Source organism: Chryseobacterium sp. JV274 (assembly GCF_903969135.1).
In the GTDB taxonomy this organism is placed as follows: Bacteria; Bacteroidota; Bacteroidia; order Flavobacteriales; family Weeksellaceae; genus Chryseobacterium.
This window is the reverse complement of the sequence record NZ_LR824569.1, coordinates 2,914,866-2,932,832: the sequence shown is the minus strand read 5'-3', so window position 1 is coordinate 2,932,832 and position 17,967 is coordinate 2,914,866. Positions and strand designations below refer to the sequence as shown.

The window sequence follows — 17,967 nt, the reverse complement described above, 5'->3', positions numbered from 1 at the left end:
AATAATCATTGATAATTGATGAATGATAAAGTTGTTATTATGTATCAATTATCGCCTGTAATTTACTTGCTCATTAATTTCCAAAGCTCATTAATTACTTCTTTGTCATCAAAATGATGTTTTACACCATTTATCTCCTGATAGGTTTCGTGCCCTTTTCCGGCAACCAAAACAATATCTTTAGGTTCTGCAAATTTTATCGCCATCTTTATGGCTTCTCTCCTGTCTGGGATTGAAGTGTACTTGCTGAAGTTTTGAGGTTCAATGCCTGCTTCAATTTCTTTGATAATCTGGGTAGGATCCTCTGTTCTCGGATTATCCGAAGTGATAATTGCCAATGTTGATTTTTTAGAGGCAATATTTCCCATTTCAGGTCTTTTGGAGTGATCTCTGTCTCCTCCACAGCCGAATACAGTGATTAATCTTTCGTTTTTGGTTCTGATATCGTTAATGCTGTCCAGAATGTTTTCCAATGCATCCGGAGTGTGTGCATAATCTACAATAAAGAAAATTCCGCCATCGGATTTGAAGGTTTCAAATCTTCCGGAAACTCTTTTTAATTTGCTGACCGCCTGAAGAATTTCATCCTGCTCAAAACCAAGTTCAGCAGCAATCCCGAATACAAGCAGCAAGTTGTATACATTGAACTTCCCGGTAAGTGTCGTCCAGAATTCCTTTCCGTTGAAGTTCAACAGCATTCCGTTGAAATCTACTTCCAACAATTTTCCGTGATAGTCTGCCATGGTTTTCAAAGCATAAGACTTTTTTGAAGCCTTAGTATTCTGAAGCATGACATTCCCATTTTTGTCATCTACATTAGTGATGGCAATAGCTGTATCTTCTAACTGGTCAAAGAATCTTTTCTTTGTTTTTAAATATTCTTCAAAGGTTTTATGATAATCTAAATGATCATGAGTAAGGTTAGTGAAGCCCGCTATTTTGAAGTGTAGTCCTTCAATTCTGTTTTGGGCAATTCCGTGTGAGCTTACTTCCATAAAAGCAAATTCGCATCCTTTTTCTACCGCTTCTGCTAAAATTCTGTTGATGGTAATCACATCAGGAGTGGTATGGGTAGCCGGAATAATTTCTTCACCGATTCTGATCTCAACAGTGGAAAGCAAAGCAGAGTCATAGCCCAGGTTTTTGAAAACATCAAAAAGAAGGGTAGAAACAGATGTTTTTCCATTAGTTCCGGTAACTCCTATCAGCTTTAGTTTCTGAGAAGGGTTTCCGTAGAAATTGGAAGCAAGGTGACCCAGAGCTTTAGATGAATCTTTCACCTGAATATAGGTTATATTTTCAACCAATGTTTCTGGAAATTCTTCGCAAACGATTGCTGCAGCACCTTTTTCAATAGCAGATGCAATGAATGAGTGACCATCCACCACTGTTCCTCTCATAGCAATATAAAGAGAGTTTTCTGTAACTTTTCTGCTGTCAATCACCAACTCAGCCACCTCACGGTTGCTATCACCGTGGATTTCCAGTACTGGGATTCTGTTTACTAATTCTGTTATAATCATCTTTATCAATAAGGCTTGCCCTATTTTGTTTTAAATGGTCCTTGCGGGACTTTGTTCTTAATGTTGCAGAGACAAATAAATTCTCTGGTTCTTGCTGATCGTTGTGCCTTCCAGAGGGAATTGTTCTTTAATTCTTCCCACTCCTTTATAGTCGACACGGTATCCTAAGTTTTCCAATTGCGGGATTACGTTTTTACCGATTAATCCTACCACATTAGGCATTTGTTTATCATTTACTGCTACTTTTACATTAGGTTCAACCATTTTGCTCAGGTTTACCTTTTTGTCTACAAGCATTTCTTTTTCGATATTCTGAGGAGTTTTCAGGAATGTTTTTCCTGCAATTTCCTTAAATACGGGTGCTGAAACGGGTCCTCCATAAAATCCTATTGATGTATTGGGTTCACTTATCATTACATAGCAGGTGTATTTTGGTGCGTCTGCCGGATAAAACCCGGCAAATGATGCGCGGTATTTCATAGGGCCAGGCAGCCAGTATTCAAATCTTGCAGTTCCTGTTTTACCTGCCATTTTAAGGTTGGGAGTAAAGATGCTTCGTCCTGTTCCTTTTTCTACCGCTTTGGTTAAAGCACTGGTCATCATTTTAATCGCTTTTTCAGAAGCCATTTTGTTTACCATTACTTCAGGTTTGGCATTGTACATTACTTTGCCATCTTTCATGATTTTATCAATGAATAAAGGTTTAAGCATTTTTCCGCCATTGGCAACGCCGTTGTAGAAAGTTGTCAACTGCAGAAGGTTGATGTTGGAAGAATACCCATAAGAAATAGAAGCCAGCGTGGCGGCATTCCATCTTTTATTTTGTGGAGTTACGATCTTTGGTTTTGTGATTCCCGGAAGTTCTATATCCATTTTGTCGAATAACTTCCAACGTTTCAGGTGGTCAAGGAAAATCTGAGGCTTTTCTGCATAATATTTTGTGATCAGTTTTGCTGTTCCTACATTACTGGATTTAGCTAAAACATCACTGATATCATATGTTCCTCCGCCGTGTCCGTCAGAAATTCTCTGTTTTGCATAAGTCCAGACACCGTTTCCTACGTTTACAGTTGTATTTTCATCAATGAAGCCGTCATCCATTGCTGCTAAAAGCGAAATGGTTTTAAAAGTGGATCCGGGCTCAATATTATCTTTTAGGGCGTAGTTGTAAGAATCTTCGTAATCTCCTGAATCTGTTCTTCTTAAGTTCACAAGGGCACGTACCTTTCCGGTTTCAACTTCCATTACAATCACAGTTCCATGTTTTGCTTCAAAATGGACCAGCTGCTTCTCCAGAGCGGAGTGTGCAATGTCTTGAATTCTAAGATCTAAGGTTGTATATACGTCTTCTCCGTCTACCGGTTCCTGAACTTTCCAGAAGTCGATAGGTTTCCATTGGGAAGAATTGATTCTCTGCTCCAGTCTTTTACCGTCGGTACCCGTTAAATATTTCGAGAAAGCACCTTCTAATCCTGATCTAAGCTCTCCGTTATCCATACCGATAGTTCCGGCACCGATTTCTGAAGTGGCCAACTCTCTTTTGTAGTTTCTGTCAACGATAAATCCTCCTTTATTTTTACCTTTTTTGAAGATAGGGAACTTTCGGATTCTGTCATATTGATCGAAATCCAGTCCTTTTACCAAAGTATAGTACTGGTTTTTCTTTTTCTTCTGTTCGTCAAATTTCTGTCTGAATTCTCCTCTGGATTTTCCGAACATTTTGCTCAGAGAATCTGTCAGCGCTTCGATGTGGTTGGAGTACACCGTATCTTTCATCGTTTTGAAGTCAAGAAAGATGTCATATCGCATCACTGTGGTTGCGAGAATAGAGCCGTCAGAAGCAAAAAGATTACCGCGGGCAGCCTTTAAAGTAGCTTCACGATAGTTTTTATTAATGTAATCGTCTTTAATTTCCTGAACATTGGTATTCTGAAGAATAACAATTCTTGCCAAGAACATTACAAACACGCACAAAGCTACCACTGCAAAGAGGTAGCCCCATCGTAACGTTTTCTTACGTTTATTGTCGTATTCATTTTGCTTTTGCATCTGTACTGTCCAGTTTTATTAGCAATTTGTGAGGGTGGTTTTCCAGGGTCATCAATGAATCCCGGGCAACTTCTTTCCCCAGCTCTGATTCCATTTTTACTTTGATCAGCTTACTCTGGGCGTAAGCATTTCTCGATTTGTATTCTTCTGTTTCCTCTTTTAAGGCGTTTACAATTTTAATTTTTTTATTGACGAGATGGTTGGTATAAATCATGGCCATCATCAATATAAACAACAGGAGAAAATACTTGTAATGTATTTTGATCTCATCACGATTCAGAAAGTTTCCTTTTATAATATCTATAAAAGTGAGTCTTTTCTGGGGTCGATTTGTTGTTCTTTTTGCCACTTTATAATGTCAGTTTGCTTTGTAGTGAATTCGCTTTGTTCATCAGTCGTGAATATTATGATATTAAAAATTGACCATTGACGATTCACTATTCATTTTATATTTTTATTCCCGTTCTCATTTTGGCACTTCTTGCCCTTGAGTTTTCTTCGATTTCCTGATCATCAGGAATGATTGCTTTACTCTTTATCAATTCGAATGCCTTTTTATAATTTCCGTAAATATCTCTTGCCGGTTCTCCTTCAAACATTCCGTTTTTCAGGAATCTTTTTACCAAACGGTCTTCTAAAGAGTGGTAAGAAATAACGACCAGTCTTCCTTCCGGTTTCAACACATTATAAGCCTGAACCAGCATTTCTTTTAATACTTCAAGCTCCTGGTTAACTTCAATTCTTATTGCCTGGAAAAGCTGGGCATAAAATTTATTAACCTTATGAGGCGGAATGTAGCTGAAAAGCTTTTTCAAATCCTCAGTTGTATTTATGCTCTTTGTTTTTCTGTGGTGAACAATTTCTCGCGCCAGTTTTCTTGCTTCTCTTAATTCTCCATAATGATAGAAAAGATCTGCAAGCTCACTTTCTTCATATTCATTGATCACTCTTTTAGCATCAAGATTCTGCATTACGTTCATCCTCATGTCCAAAGGAGCATTGCTTCTTGTAGAGAAACCTCTGTCTGCTTCATCAAACTGGTGTGAAGAAACACCCAGGTCGGCCAAAACACCATCTACCTGAGGAACTCCATACATTAGTAATGAATTTTCCAGAAATCTGAAATTCTGATTAACTAATGTGAATCTAGGATCATCAATTGTATTTTTAAGTGCATCCAGATCCTGGTCAAAACTGAACAATCTCCCTTTATCAGAAAGTCTGCTCAAAATCTCCCTGGAGTGGCCTCCGCCTCCAAAGGTGCAGTCCACATATATTCCGTCAGGATTCGTCACCAAATCATCAACACTCTGCTTCAACAAAACGGGGTTATGATACATGCTTAATTGTGTTTTTTATTTAATATATAATCAATTAATAACCTACAGTTATTCTTCCTCGAAAGAGCCCATCACATCTTCGGCAAGGCTTGCAAAATCAGTTTCGTTGGTTGAGATTACCTTTTCGTAGGCTTCTTTATCCCAAATTTCGAAGAGCTCTCCCGCGCTGGTAATCACAATATCTTTCTGAAGATTTGCAAAATTCGTCAGGTCTTTAGAGATCTGTAACCTTCCTGCATTATCCAATTCTACTGTCTTTACTCCTGCCGTAAACATTCGTATGAAATCAGCATTCTTTTTTATGAATCTGTTCAGTTTATTAATTTTGCCCATCAGTTTGTCCCATGCATTCATAGGATAGACTTCCAGACAGGGTTGGAACACAGATCTTTTGACTACAAATGCCTTGTCTTCGAAGTTTTCCATCTGTTTAATTAAAGATGAAGGAACTTTTAGGCGGCCTTTGTCGTCAATTTTGCACTCATATGTTCCAATGAAATTTTTCATTTGGGACAAATTTATATAATAATTTCCAAAATTTCCCACTTTTTCCCACTTTTTGACTCAATGTTAATAAGTTTTATTAGAGATTGAATTTCAATAATGTAAAATACTGATATGAAGACAGTTGTAAAAAGTGTTATTTAGGCCATAGTAAAGCATGTTTGAAAAAAAAAGTTAAAAAGGAGAATATTATATTATTTTTATCTTAAATTAGGATAATCAAAATTTTTTTGAGGTTTAATTTGTATTTTTGCAGGGCTTTATTAAGGCGTTTTATGATATTTAGTACAAAAAAAGAAAAGAAATATTCCTATGTAGAAGCGGGAGAAGGACATCCATTAGTGCTGTTGCACGGGTTAATGGGTGGTTTGAGTAATTTCGATAAAATGGTAGATTTTTTTTCGGAAAGAGGCTTCAAAGTATATGTTCCTCAGTTGCCGATCTATGATCTGCCGGTACTCAATACGAATCTTACCACTATCGCAAAATATATTATCAAGTTTATAGAAAGTCATATTTCAGGCCCGGTTACCATTATGGGAAACTCAATGGGTGGGCATGTAGGGCTTATCTTGACGTTGGCAAGACCTGATTTGGTGAAAAATCTTGTGCTTACAGGAAGTTCCGGATTATATGAAAGAACTTTCGGGGACAGTTTTCCAAGAAAAAATGACCGATCTTATATCAAAAAGAAAACGGAAGAAGTTTTCTATGATCCAAAGATTGCGACAGAGGATCTTGTAGATGAAGTTTTTGCGGTGGTAAATGACAGAATGAAAGGAATAAAAACGGTAATGCTGGCAAGAAGTGCCATCAAACACAATATGCTGAACGACCTTCCTAAGATTTTGACACCTACGTGTCTGATCTGGGGAAAACAGGATAATGTGACTCCTCCGGAAGTGGCTGAGGACATGCACAAGTTTATTCCAAATTCAGATTTATTCTGGATAGAGCATTGCGGCCATGCAGCCATGATGGAAAAGCCGGATGAATTCAATGAAATCCTGTACAACTGGATAAAAGATAAAGTTTAATAAATACATCATAAAAAGACCATTAAGAGCTTTTCTTAATGGTTTATTTTTCTAAAATACATTCAAAAATGATTATCAAGACAGCAGAATTTGTAAAGAGTAGTGGAAAATGGCAGGAATGCCCAGAACCAAATATTCCCGAATATGCTTTTATCGGAAGGTCGAACGTAGGAAAATCATCACTGATCAATGCCATGATGAATCATAAAGATTTGGCTAAAACTTCGGGGACTCCGGGAAAAACTCAGCTGATCAATCATTTTTTGGTGAATGAAAACTGGTACCTTACCGATTTACCAGGATATGGATATGCAAAAGTTTCAAAAGTTCAGCGAAAGGATTTTGAAAAACTGATCACCAACTATATTCTGAACAGGAGAAACCTGGTGAACCTTTTTGTTTTGGTAGATTCAAGACACTCTCCACAGAAAATTGATCTGGAATTTATCCAATGGTGCGGAGAAAGTGGAATCCCATTTTCAATTGTCTTTACAAAAGCAGATAAGCTAAAACCGAATGTGGTTATTAAAAACGTTGAGGATTATAAGACCGAACTTCATAAAACATGGGAAGATCTTCCTGAACTGTACATTACGTCAGCAGAAAAGAAAGAAGGCGGAGACAACATTCTTGATTTTATACAAAAGACCAATGATTTTTTAACGAATAATAATATAAGTTTCGATGAGTAATATTGTCTGGAAAATCAAAACGTTTGATGAGTTCACCGTTCCTGAATTGTATTCGGTATTGAAAGCACGTATAGATGTTTTTGTTATTGAACAGAACTGTCCTTATCCTGATCTGGATAATTATGACCAGAAAGCGGTTCATATCTGGGCTGAAGAAGATGGGCAGGTGCTGGCATACTGCCGTGTTTTTGATAAAGGAATAAAGTATGATGAAACTTCCTTCGGCAGAGTTCTGACTACGGAGCAGGCAAGAGGAAAAAGTCTTGGGAAACAGCTGATACAATATGCTGTAGAAACCATAGAAAATCGTTTTCATACTTCTGAAATCAAAATATCCGCACAAGATTATCTTTTAAGATTCTACAGTGGATTTGGATTTATAGATACAGGGAAAAAGTATCTTGAAGATGATATTCCACATACGGAAATGATAAGAAAATAAAAAGGTATCTCATTTGAGATACCTTTTTTCGAACTGTATAAAATTATATTGGGTGTTATTAGTTTTTTTCATCATTTACTACTTCAAAAGTAGGATAATTAAGAAAAATAACCTTACGGAAAACCGTAATAGGTTAAATAATTCCCAAATCTTTACAAAAAGCTACAAGCTGTTCATTGCTTGTTATCTGAAGATCTTCTTTCATGCTGTTCAGTTTTTTCTCTATACTGCTTAAACTATAGGGCTTAATATCATTATTTTGAAGATAAACAGGGATGTTTTTCTGTAAAACACCCTGAGACAGGAGAGATACCAAAGTTATGTCATAGGTGGAAAACTCATAATTATTGAGCTTCTTTACTTCTTGTTTAAGATCGAGAGAAAGATAATTTTCATTCACATAAGTTGAGGCAATTGCTTTTTTCAGTTCTTTTGAGTCATTTCGGGCTTTACGAACAAAACCATTGATTCCGTATTCGTTGAAAAGGCTATCAATAATTCCGGACCTATGCTCTGCTGAAAAAACAATTATTTTCAAAGAAGGCTGTAGTTCTTTAACGGCTTTTATCAGCTCTTTTCCATTTTTAAGATTTTGTATGTTGTGGTCTTCTTCAAAAGAAAGATCTGTAATTAACAAATCATAAAGATCATTTTCACGAATGGATTTTTGAATTTTAGCTAATGCATCATCACAATAATAAACATAATCTGTGGTGGAAATAGTAAGGTCTTCTAATGTTTTCTGTACAGAAATACTGCTGCTTTCGTGATCTTCAGCTATTAAAATTTTTTTGAACATTCTTTTTCTTTTTTAAGAAGCAGGAAATGAAATATAAATTTTCAACCCTTTTTCGGTTTCAGTGTCAAAAATAATTTCTCCATTGATAGCTTCAATACGGGAATCCGTATTTGTCAAACCATTTTTGTAGGTAATTCCTTCTGAAATGCCGATGCCATTGTCTGTATACTGAATTTGTATCCTGTTATTTTTTCTTTCAAATTTAAAAGCAACATGGGTGGCGTGGCTGTGTTTTTTCATATTTACCAAAAGTTCACGCATAACCTGATAGATTTCTTCCCGCGTAAATTCTTTTAGCGTTTTCCATATATTTTCATCATTTCCGGCCAGGTACGTTTTTACATTTTCATTATTAAAAGATGCAATAAGAGTTGATACCTTTTTGCTGAATTCCTGCTTATTTTCAGAGGCTGTTTTCTCATAGGAAATATCTCTGGACTTTTCGTACACAAACTCAAGCTCGTCGAGTACTTTTTCTTTATCAAAATCTTCCTGATTTTCGATCTTTGTCATCACCTGATAGATACCATTGGCTACCACATCATGCACTTTTTTGGAAAGATGAAGCTGATTTTCTTTTATTCTTAATTCATTTTCCCGTTTCAGTCTTTTTTTTCTTCTCTTGTATAATATTGAGCCACCAATTAAACTTAAGGAGAGAATTCCTAAAATAACATTCTGTTTTAAAATTCTGTTTTGTTTCTGGACGGTAATCACTTTAAGCTGCTGGTTTTCTGCATTCTTTTTTTCTACATCAAACTCTATCAGTGCAAATCTGTTTTTTGCCTTATCTCGGGATAATTGAATGCTGTCATTTAGATATTGATATTCTGTGAAATAGTTTTGTAAACGAACTCCTTTATCATTTTTAACCATAAATTCAAGAGCCTCTAATCTATCATTAGGGTTTTTGATTACTTTTGCTAAACGATATTTTTCATTGATATGATGTAAAGCTTTGGTCTTATCAGAGTTTAAATAGTATTCAGCAAGATGAGAATGGCTGGATATAAGTCCGGATTTGTCATTGATTTTTTGTCTTAAAAAGAAAGCTGATAATAAACCTTCTTCTGCTTTATAATTATTGTTTTCAAGCCAACTGATATAATTGTAATTATCTAAAATTCTTGCATAATCTATATCATGTTGTAGCAGCTCTTTATCCTTAAGGATAGATTGATAGATACGGATTCCCTGTGAATAATTTTTCAGTTTTCCATAGGTGTCTGCAATATTATTTTTAATTCTGATTTTCTGATAATTATCTGAACTTGCATGCAATGCCTTATGATACCAGGTAAGAGCTTCTGCATAGTGCTTGAGATTTTTTTCAGATATCGCAAGGTTATTGTATATGGAAGGCAGATAGGCAGAATCTTCAGGCAGTTTTAGAAAGGTTAATGCATCAAGAGCTCTTTCATTACAGCTAAGATAATCTCCAATATCATTCAGTATAATTGCTTTGGTTGTTAAACAGGATGCTATATTAAGTGAGTCATTCTTTAGTTTATAGATACTCTCTGCTTTTGACAGAAGTGTAAATGCTCTTTCGTTATCATTATTATACAGAGCTGTTGCTTCATTATACATTTTGTCCGCTTCAGCTGAAGGGGTTTTCGCCGGAGAAGTTCTGTTTTCGGAAAAATTACAGCCAATGAATAAAAGAAAGACTCCTAGAAATTTTAACCCGGCATACATGATAATAGTTGATAGCAACTAAAGGTATTAAAAAAAGGACAATTTTCATTGCCCTTTTATTTAATTATTTTTTTGGTGGTAAAATCTGTCCTGTCTCGCCACTTGTATCTTCCAAAGCTGTTCCTACTGTTTCGGCAGAAAAGCCTGGTGCAGACTCGTAATTGTTGTTATCTGTTGTTGATGTACTGGCATTATTATTTGAAAATGCTAAACCTAATAGCATCAATATAATTTGGATCATTTCCTTTAAAATTTTCGAAGTTGAAACCGTATTTCTTCCTCTCACGAAGTATTTATCATGAGCTGTACACTGTTAAAATTTCGAAGCGCTTCTTAATTTTTCAGGGAAGTGAACCTTTAAAAACGGAGATGAAACGTCTGCTTCCCAATCCGGAGTTTAGCCTCTGTTTTTTCTGGTTTTTTTGAAATCAATTTTTATAAACGTTTTATTTGTTGTTGATTTCTAAGGCAAATTTGCAGTAAAACAGGAGAGATATGGTAGACAAAACATAGACATCAATAGACAGTAAGTAAGTGTGGAGTTATTACGGAAATCCGTAATGTGGTATGATTGAAAATCATCTACTTTGTAATGCCCGAAAACGTTGTTTATGTCCAAGAAAAAACTACTGATTAATGAAGTATTTGAGCAGGCAAGAAGAGAATCAGAAAAAACCACAAAAAGTGGCTTAGCTTCTTATCTGCATCTTTGTTTTATTGATAATCTGAAATTCTATGATATTTCGGAGAAAACATTTATACGATATTACGAAGACTTTGTTGAAGGCAATAGCAGCAGGAATATTGAGTCTGAGAGGCTTAATAAAATGAGTCAGTATGTTGGATATGAAGATTTTACGGATTTTTCCAGAACTTTTATCAGGAATGATGAAAAAAAAAATCTGACTACAGTAAAAATCAGTGTGGATCAGGATGAGGAGATTATATCAGAAAGGCTGTCCAAGATCAATATTAATATCATCAATGAACAGCACTTTAGAATGCCGGAATTTGTCAGACAGAATAGTTTTGGCCTTGTCGGTATGTTTATCCTTGGAGGATTTTTGATTGGTAATTACTATTGTTCAACGGGAAATAAGACTCCATATGAACCATTGAGTATTTTGAGTACGTATTCGATTGAAAAGAACTGCATGTATTGGAATAATAATGAATACAAGCTAACAGATTGTAAGGAAGGAAATCCTGTTCTGACTGTTGTTCCGAAAGATAATGTTCAGATTAAATACTTTAAACGTATTACAAGAAAAGATACACTTACAGTAGAAAATGCTCTTGGGAAAACATGGTATTCCAAGGTCAACGGAAAAGTTGAGTTTTTTACAATGGACGGGATTGATCCGGAGAATAAAAAAGAGCTAAAAAGATCAACCGAATATATTATTAAAAAATATTCCGGCAAAAACTCTGATATGATACCAATAGAATAAATTTCCTTCACAATAATTTAAAATTCAATTAAAACAATTCCCCATTCATTCCTGTAATTTCGTCTTATTTTTAAGATGGATAAACAAATAGTCTTCGTTTTATTGTTTATAAGCACGTTTTTCTCGGCGCAGAAACCTGTACAGATTGCTTTTCTGTCTGACATACATTTTCAGGATTTATATGGAAGTTTTTCAGATCATGATTTTAAAGGAATTCTGAATCCTAAAACGGGAAAATATACAATCCTGAGAACGATGGATTCTCAACTGCATTCCACAAGAATCTTCAATGAGAACTATTTTGCCTTTCTCAAAGCGTTGGATGATATTGCTGCTAAAGGAATTAAAATCGTAGCGATGCCCGGAGATTTTTCTGATGATGGACAGGCTTATAACCTTCGTGGGCTTCATAGAATTTTAGAACAGTATCACCAGAAATACGGGATTAATTTTTATCTGACCACGGGAAACCACGATCCTGTTGGGCCGTTTCGAAATGACGGAGGAAAAGATGATTTCCTCGGACAAAATGGAAACCCATTGGGGATTTACAGTAAAGAAAGTATCGGAAAATCAACAGATAAGATCATCACAAAAGATATTGCAGAATCCGGATATTTTGAAATTTTAAATGAATTAAAAGATTTTGGTTTCTATCCTAAAAAAGAAGATCTGTTCTGGAGTACACCCTTTGATCATGATACTTTTAAAAATTATACTTACAAAAAAGGGTTAGAGGCTGCAGAGTATTCCAAAAGGCTATATGAAGTGGAGAATGGTTTTTCTGTTCCGGATTTAAGTTATGTTGTTGAACCAGTGAAAGATGTATGGGTGATTGCTATTGACGGAAATACCTATATTCCTAAAAATATCAATGAAAATTCCCACAGTCCGTCTAATTATAAAGGAGCAAGCATTGGCTATAATAATGTGCTGACCAACAAACAGCATTTGATAGAATGGATAAGAAGACTTTCTGGTGAAGCAAAGAAAAACAACAAAACCCTGATTGCATTTACCCATTACCCAATGATTGATTTCAATGACGGTGCAACCAACGAAATTAAAAACCTCTTGGGAGAGAAAAAGTGGCAGTTGGAGCGTGTTCCTCAGGAAGAAGTGGCAAAGGTATTTGCTGAAACAGGATTACAGATTCATTTTGCAGGGCATATGCATATTAATGATACAGGAATCAGAAAATTCGGTGAGAATATTTTGGTCAATGTTCAGGTTCCATCACTGGCCGCCTATCTGCCGGCGTATAAAATTCTGACGATACAGTCTCCTGACAAACTGGAAGTACAAACTGAGGTTCTAAATGAAGTTCCGCGTTTCAATGAATTGTTTCCTTTGTACGAAAAAGAATATAAAGCTTTACAGCATGATATAACTAAAATACTTTGGAATAAAGACATTTTAAAAACAAAATCCTACCATGATTTTATGCTTTTCCATTTAAAAGAATTGGTCCGTTTGCGAATGATTCCTGATGACTGGCCAAAAGACTTTATAGAAAAAGCAGGGAAGCTGAATGGTGAAGATCTGTTGTTATTCACCCAAAATAATAATCAGCTCAAAGAAAAGAGAATCAGATCTGAAACTTTTACAAAATGGTCTTTTGATGATCTGTTGCTGGATCTGTATAAATTTCAATCAGCAGATGAGCTGGCGAAAAGAGATATTCCCAAAGAAAGGCTGAAGCAGTACCAAATATTGGAAAAACTCTATCAGGAGAATCAGTCACAGAATGTATTGGTAAGACAGTTAAAATCTGTTTTTAAAATTCTTACACTGCTTTCTAACGGAGATCCGGCAGATCAGTTTGAAATAGATTTGACAGAACAGGAAATAAGAAAACGGTAATTAATTTGCCGTCTATTACCGATTCCATGGATTTTCCGTTCAAAAGAAAAGGCCGTCAATCTGACGGCCTCCTCAATTATAAATCTAATAGCAAAACAGGATTAATTTCCCGTTATAGGATTTTTTCTTTCATAGGTATTGTTGTCAAAACCCACCTTATAGTTGGATTTGAATAATTTGCTGGGATAATAATAATCTGTAGTGATAATTTGTGCACCGCTTTCCTTTGCTTTTTCAAATCTTGAATAATCCTCACTTCGTGCTTCCATCGTATCCGCATCGGCTCTGGTACGGATGATATATCCTTTTTTAACCAGATCTTTGATTATCACATCGTCCTTCTTCGGTTCATTCATAAACAGAACAGCCGATTCTGGAGTTCCGGGAGTGGAGTTGGTGAAAATCATTCTTCCTTTCAATGAAGGATGATCCGTTGCGTACAGATCCCTGTTTTCTCCATTGTTATCTAAGACAAAAAGAAACTTTCCCTTGGCATCTTTTACTTTTGGCCAGTTTTTATTTAAAACAGCTTCGTTCAGCGTTTTATAAGAACCTCTGATATCATCCGGTGTAATAATTTTCTCTTTTCCTAGGTACTTTTTCAGTTCATTATCCAGATCATTAAAAAGCTGATTGGTATAATGCTCAGGCTCTGTCCCGAATTGATTTGCTTTTCCATCTTTGGGTTCAAGCGTGATAAAAACCGGATCGTGATCAGGATGCCTGTCAGACCATTTTTTCAAATCCTTCAGACATTCTTCCAGCGTATAATACCAGGTCTGAAAATCAATATCCGTAATATGAATCATCTTGTAACCCGGTTTTTTCATTTTTCCTTCCGGATCAAAAGATTCGGTGGTCTTTACAAGATCCAGAATTTTCGGATGGGCATATTTTCCTCCTTTGCTGTCTGCATAGACATCAATCTCAAGATTTCTAAGCCCAAGATCCAGCTGCTGAGGAATAGGAATGTGTTCATATTGAATCTTCGGTAAAGAGTTCTGAGTATCTTTTTGGGATAAATAATGGTATACTTCAGGTAGAATGGCTTTTTTATAAGAATTGTGAGAGCCAATTATCTGAATTTCATTGATCTTAAGCTCATCGAGTTGCTGAGATTGTGACCAATAAAGGTTAAATGAAGATAAACAGATACCAAGAAAAACAGCCTTTTTCATTTCTATACATTTTATATGCGAAATTAAGGACTCTTTGTTGGTGATGATTTGTATATTATGTTAAGTAATTTTTAAAATTCTGTGAATGTTGAAAAAATAGGGGTGCATAAATGTTTGATATATAACAAGTTTATATTCTCTCAATTTGAGATATTTATATTTTGTTGACTTTAAGATAATATTATGTTAAAATAGATTTGTAGCAGATCCTTTTACTTTGTATGCCGAAATAAAAACTAACCGTTGCCTGAAAAGAAAACCACTGTTGCGGGAACAACAGCGGCTTTTTGATAAGCAATGTAACGTCTTGCAATTACTTTACTTATTGATATGTACCACAAAATTAATTTTTTTAAGTTTAAAAAGCTAATCCCGATTGCATTAATTTTTTTGGTGGCCCACCAAGCTGATGCTAAAGGATTTACTTCAAACTATCCTGTGTTTTCGCAGGTAAACGAAACCATTTCCGGAAATGTAACGGATCAGAATGGTTCTGCAATAGAAGGCGCGAAAGTGACTGTTGTAGAAACCGGAGATACTGTTTCTACCGACTCATCAGGAAACTTTTCAATTTCGGCCAGCATTGGGCAGACCTTATCCATTTCATATGACGGATATGGAGAACAGATGGTGAATATCTCCAGTACTTCAGTTTCCATAAAATTAGAATCCAAAAAGGGCTCAACCTCTATTGAAGAGGTAACTCTGGTTGGATATGGTTCTCAGAAAAAATCTGATTTAACAGGAGCTGTAAGCCAGCTGAAAGCAGAAAATTTCAAAGAAGGAATGAACATTTCCGTGGATAATCTGATGCAGGGAAAAATTGCAGGTGTCCGTATTGTTCAGTCGAGTGGTGAACCCGGAGCAGGAGTGAATGTTTCCATCAGAGGTATTGGTTCCATCCGAAGCGGAAGTACACCATTATTCGTTGTGGACGGTATTCCTTTGAATAATGATCCGGTAAGTGCACAAAGTCCGAATGTAGGACTTGGAAATACAACTGCAAAGAATCCGCTCAACTTTTTGAATACAAGTGATATCGAATCCATCACGGTTTTGAAAGATGCTTCTGCCGCTGCAATCTATGGAGCAAGAGGTTCAAACGGTGTTGTTTTGGTAACAACAAAAAGGGGAAAGAAAGGAGAACCAATGTTTACGTACGATACGTATTTAGGTTTTTCTTCAGTGATTAAGAAATTAGATCTGATGACTGCCGATGAATACAGAGCGGCAGGGATTGATAAATCGTATGATCATGGCGGAAATACAGATTGGCAGGATGAAATCTACAGAAATGCGGTCTCATCCAATCATTCCGTATCATTCTCAAAGGCTACAGAAACAGGGAATTATTTTGCATCCCTTTCTCACATGGATCAGGACGGTATAGTCCTGAACAGCAGCTTTAAAAGAACAACAGCCCGTTTGAATGCAGAAGAATCTTTCTTTGATAACAAGAGATTAAAGGTTAAACTGAATCTTACGGCCAGTGATATCAGAGAAACGGGAATTCCAAACGGTGGAAATGCAGGGTCTGATGGACAGCTCATTATTCATGCTTTAATGGCCAATCCTACGCGTTCTGTCTATGACCAAAATGGAAATTATACCAATTTCAATATGAACGCCCATTACAATCCACTTTATTTATTGAGCGTTTACGAAGATAAGACGAATACTTTCAGAGTGTTGGGGAATACAGAAGCAACGTTGAGAATTTTACCCGGATTGAATTATAAATTTAATTTAGGGGTGGACAGAAGCTTGTCAGAAAGAAACACAACAATGTTCCCGAATATTACAGACAGAAGTCCAAAAGGAATCTATTCACAGGCCAATCTGGATTCTTATAATATTCTTTTGGAGCATTATTTAACGTATGACCTTAGCTTAAACAGACATAATTTCAGCGTATTAGGAGGTTTTTCTTATCAGAAGTTTAAAGCTACTGCTACTTATCTTGGTGTAAGAAACTTTGTTAACCAGGGAGCGGGGATTTCGCCGGAAATTAATCCTGGATATTCCGGAGACGTATTTATTCCACAGCCGGGAACTTCTCAGGAAAATGAACTGCAGTCTTACTTCGGAAGAGTAAATTATAATTTTGATAAAAAATATTTCTTAACAGCTTCATTAAGAGCCGATGGTTCCACACGTTTTGGAGATAACAATAAATATGGATATTTCCCGTCAGTGGCTGCAGGCTGGACCATTTCAAAAGAAAATTTTCTGAAAGATGTTTCATTTATCAATGAGTTGAAGTTAAGAGGGAGCTGGGGAGAGACAGGAAATCAGGAAGTTCTCAATAAAATTACAAAAGCAAGTTATCTGTTATCACAAAGTGCAGGATACTATTTGTATGATAACTTAAATCTGATCAATGGAGTTCAGGTGGTAAGAACACCCAATCCCAATCTGAAATGGGAAATTGTAGCGCAAACCAATATTGGATTGGATTTCAGCTTGTTCAGAAACAAACTGTACGGTTCATTGGAATACTACAACAAAACCACCAAAAACCCGATATTATTTATTCCTTCCACTCCATTAAGCCCCACAGATTTTGTCTGGCTGAATGCCGACGGGAAAATCGTTAATAAAGGTTTTGAATTCTCTTTAGGTTCAGAAATTATTAAAAACGAAAACTTTACATGGAATCTTGATATCAATGGAGCTACTGTAAATAATGTGGTGAAAGATCTTCCGGTTTCCGGAATTAATTCCGGTGAAGTTTCCGGACCAGGGCTTTCAGGCGTTACCGCAAATATCTACAGAAACGGATATGAAGCAGGATCTTTCTATATGTACAATTATTTGGGGATTGATGCCAACGGAAAATATATCTATGAAGATCTGAACGGAGACGGAAAGATTGACCCGAATGACAGAAAGATTTTTGAAGGAGCGATTCTCAATTTTACTTTCGGGATCAATTCTTATATGAAATACAAGAAGTTTGATTTTGCATTCTCTTTCATTGGGCAAACGGGAGGGTATTTGGTGAATAATACGGCTTTGGACTTAAATATCAACAATTTAGCTTCAGACAGAAACGTGTTGAAGAAATATTATGACTCAGGAGCAAGCTTTGCCAATCAGCCGCAATTATCTTCTTTATACCTTGAAAAATCAGACTTTATTCGCTTAAGCAATGTAAGATTAGGATATACTTTTGACATGAATCAATTGAAATTTTTGAAAAGTATCAATCTGTATGTAAGTGCACAGAATCTATTTACAATTACTAATTATTCAGGATACGATCCACTTGTTGACACCAACAAGCAGGTGCAGGGAAATCAGTCTTTAGGAATTGATTATACGACCTACCCGTCTGCGAAAACTTTCATTTTGGGAGCTACTATTAAATTTTAATTTAAGTTAAAAGAAA

15 protein-coding genes are annotated in these 17,967 nt (G+C 35.9%); 6 read left to right on the top strand and 9 right to left on the bottom strand.

All coding sequences use genetic code 11. The features are described 5' to 3' along the window. Positions 1–62 precede the first annotated feature (62 nt). The 5 genes from CHRYMOREF3P_RS13485 to mraZ all read right to left on the bottom strand — a co-directional run bounded on the left by CHRYMOREF3P_RS13485 (position 63) and on the right by mraZ (position 5,419). Positions 63–1,523, bottom strand: a complete 1,461-nt coding sequence (locus tag CHRYMOREF3P_RS13485; protein ID WP_077413158.1) for a UDP-N-acetylmuramoyl-L-alanyl-D-glutamate--2,6-diaminopimelate ligase — start codon at positions 1,521–1,523, stop codon at positions 63–65. A gap of 57 nt (positions 1,524–1,580) precedes the next feature. Then, positions 1,581–3,572, bottom strand: coding sequence for a penicillin-binding transpeptidase domain-containing protein (locus CHRYMOREF3P_RS13480; protein WP_077413157.1), 1,992 nt, complete (start codon positions 3,570–3,572; stop codon positions 1,581–1,583). Then, the gene (locus CHRYMOREF3P_RS13475) at positions 3,556–3,921 is read right to left on the bottom strand and encodes an FtsL-like putative cell division protein (protein WP_047377999.1); all 366 of its coding nucleotides are present in this window, start codon (positions 3,919–3,921) and stop codon (positions 3,556–3,558) included. Before CHRYMOREF3P_RS13475 ends, CHRYMOREF3P_RS13480 begins: the two co-directional genes overlap by 17 nt. 97 nt (positions 3,922–4,018) lie before the next feature. Then, positions 4,019–4,912: a 16S rRNA (cytosine(1402)-N(4))-methyltransferase RsmH gene (rsmH, locus tag CHRYMOREF3P_RS13470; RefSeq protein WP_077413156.1), complete on the bottom strand. Its 894-nt coding sequence runs from the start codon at positions 4,910–4,912 to the stop codon at positions 4,019–4,021. Between the two features lie 48 nt (positions 4,913–4,960). After that, complete coding sequence (gene mraZ / locus CHRYMOREF3P_RS13465; RefSeq protein WP_047379979.1) at positions 4,961–5,419, bottom strand: division/cell wall cluster transcriptional repressor MraZ; 459 nt, start codon at positions 5,417–5,419, stop codon at positions 4,961–4,963. Between the two features lie 272 nt (positions 5,420–5,691). On the opposite strand from mraZ, the gene CHRYMOREF3P_RS13460 reads away from it, so the two are divergent. The 3 genes from CHRYMOREF3P_RS13460 (at position 5,692) to CHRYMOREF3P_RS13450 (ending at position 7,587) form a co-directional block, all read left to right on the top strand. Beyond that, entirely contained in the window at positions 5,692–6,453 is a 762-nt protein-coding gene (locus CHRYMOREF3P_RS13460; RefSeq protein WP_077413155.1) for an alpha/beta fold hydrolase, read from the top strand. A 68-nt stretch (positions 6,454–6,521) separates the two neighbouring features. Then, a complete protein-coding gene (gene yihA, locus CHRYMOREF3P_RS13455; protein WP_077413656.1) occupies positions 6,522–7,145 on the top strand; it encodes a ribosome biogenesis GTP-binding protein YihA/YsxC in 624 nt (207 codons plus the stop codon). Next, complete coding sequence (locus CHRYMOREF3P_RS13450) at positions 7,138–7,587, top strand: GNAT family N-acetyltransferase (protein ID WP_180564832.1); 450 nt, start codon at positions 7,138–7,140, stop codon at positions 7,585–7,587. Before yihA ends, CHRYMOREF3P_RS13450 begins: the two co-directional genes overlap by 8 nt. Positions 7,588–7,720: 133 nt before the next feature. On the opposite strand, the gene CHRYMOREF3P_RS13445 is transcribed toward CHRYMOREF3P_RS13450, so the two are convergent. From CHRYMOREF3P_RS13445 to CHRYMOREF3P_RS13435, 3 genes are read right to left on the bottom strand one after another with little or no spacing between them, the layout of a single operon-like run. Continuing rightward, positions 7,721–8,386: a response regulator gene (locus CHRYMOREF3P_RS13445; RefSeq protein ID WP_077413153.1), complete on the bottom strand. Its 666-nt coding sequence runs from the start codon at positions 8,384–8,386 to the stop codon at positions 7,721–7,723. A gap of 12 nt (positions 8,387–8,398) precedes the next feature. Further along, entirely contained in the window at positions 8,399–10,102 is a 1,704-nt protein-coding gene (locus CHRYMOREF3P_RS13440) for an ATP-binding protein (RefSeq protein ID WP_175627162.1), read from the bottom strand. 46 nt (positions 10,103–10,148) lie between these two features. Then, a complete protein-coding gene (locus tag CHRYMOREF3P_RS13435) occupies positions 10,149–10,325 on the bottom strand; it encodes a hypothetical protein (RefSeq protein WP_175627161.1) in 177 nt (58 codons plus the stop codon). Between the two features lie 370 nt (positions 10,326–10,695). On the opposite strand from CHRYMOREF3P_RS13435, the gene CHRYMOREF3P_RS13430 reads away from it, so the two are divergent. Together CHRYMOREF3P_RS13430 and CHRYMOREF3P_RS13425 are read left to right on the top strand one after the other, a co-directional pair. Continuing rightward, on the top strand, positions 10,696–11,535 hold the full coding sequence (locus CHRYMOREF3P_RS13430; RefSeq protein WP_077413150.1) for a hypothetical protein: 840 nt from the start codon (positions 10,696–10,698) through the stop codon (positions 11,533–11,535). Positions 11,536–11,610: 75 nt separating this feature from the next. Then, positions 11,611–13,398 carry a metallophosphoesterase family protein gene (locus tag CHRYMOREF3P_RS13425; protein WP_180564831.1) on the top strand — a complete coding sequence of 596 codons (1,788 nt, stop codon included), beginning with the start codon at positions 11,611–11,613 and terminating at the stop codon, positions 13,396–13,398. A 101-nt stretch (positions 13,399–13,499) separates the two neighbouring features. Here CHRYMOREF3P_RS13425 and CHRYMOREF3P_RS13420 read toward each other — a convergent pair whose 3' ends face one another. Next, positions 13,500–14,576 (bottom strand): phosphatidylinositol-specific phospholipase C1-like protein, encoded by a 1,077-nt coding sequence (locus CHRYMOREF3P_RS13420; protein WP_180564830.1) that lies wholly within the window; start codon positions 14,574–14,576, stop codon positions 13,500–13,502. A gap of 330 nt (positions 14,577–14,906) precedes the next feature. Between CHRYMOREF3P_RS13420 and CHRYMOREF3P_RS13415 the strand changes: the two genes are divergently transcribed. Then, positions 14,907–17,951, top strand: a complete 3,045-nt coding sequence (locus CHRYMOREF3P_RS13415) for a SusC/RagA family TonB-linked outer membrane protein (protein ID WP_180564829.1) — start codon at positions 14,907–14,909, stop codon at positions 17,949–17,951. Positions 17,952–17,967 lie beyond the last annotated feature (16 nt).

Bases quoted from the DNA above. Each gene is read 5' to 3' on its own strand.
- CHRYMOREF3P_RS13485 (WP_077413158.1), bottom strand. From the start codon at position 1,523: ATGATTATAACAGAATTAGTAAACAGAATCCCAGTACTGGAAATCCAC.
- CHRYMOREF3P_RS13480 (WP_077413157.1), bottom strand. From the start codon at position 3,572: ATGCAAAAGCAAAATGAATACGACAATAAACGTAAGAAAACGTTACGA.
- rsmH (WP_077413156.1), bottom strand. From the start codon at position 4,912: ATGTATCATAACCCCGTTTTGTTGAAGCAGAGTGTTGATGATTTGGTG.
- mraZ (WP_047379979.1), bottom strand. From the start codon at position 5,419: ATGAAAAATTTCATTGGAACATATGAGTGCAAAATTGACGACAAAGGC.
- CHRYMOREF3P_RS13460 (WP_077413155.1), top strand. From the start codon at position 5,692: ATGATATTTAGTACAAAAAAAGAAAAGAAATATTCCTATGTAGAAGCG.
- yihA (WP_077413656.1), top strand. From the start codon at position 6,522: ATGATTATCAAGACAGCAGAATTTGTAAAGAGTAGTGGAAAATGGCAG.
- CHRYMOREF3P_RS13450 (WP_180564832.1), top strand. From the start codon at position 7,138: ATGAGTAATATTGTCTGGAAAATCAAAACGTTTGATGAGTTCACCGTT.
- CHRYMOREF3P_RS13445 (WP_077413153.1), bottom strand. From the start codon at position 8,386: ATGTTCAAAAAAATTTTAATAGCTGAAGATCACGAAAGCAGCAGTATT.
- CHRYMOREF3P_RS13435 (WP_175627161.1), bottom strand. From the start codon at position 10,325: ATGATCCAAATTATATTGATGCTATTAGGTTTAGCATTTTCAAATAAT.
- CHRYMOREF3P_RS13430 (WP_077413150.1), top strand. From the start codon at position 10,696: ATGTCCAAGAAAAAACTACTGATTAATGAAGTATTTGAGCAGGCAAGA.
- CHRYMOREF3P_RS13425 (WP_180564831.1), top strand. From the start codon at position 11,611: ATGGATAAACAAATAGTCTTCGTTTTATTGTTTATAAGCACGTTTTTC.
- CHRYMOREF3P_RS13420 (WP_180564830.1), bottom strand. From the start codon at position 14,576: ATGAAAAAGGCTGTTTTTCTTGGTATCTGTTTATCTTCATTTAACCTT.
- CHRYMOREF3P_RS13415 (WP_180564829.1), top strand. From the start codon at position 14,907: ATGTACCACAAAATTAATTTTTTTAAGTTTAAAAAGCTAATCCCGATT.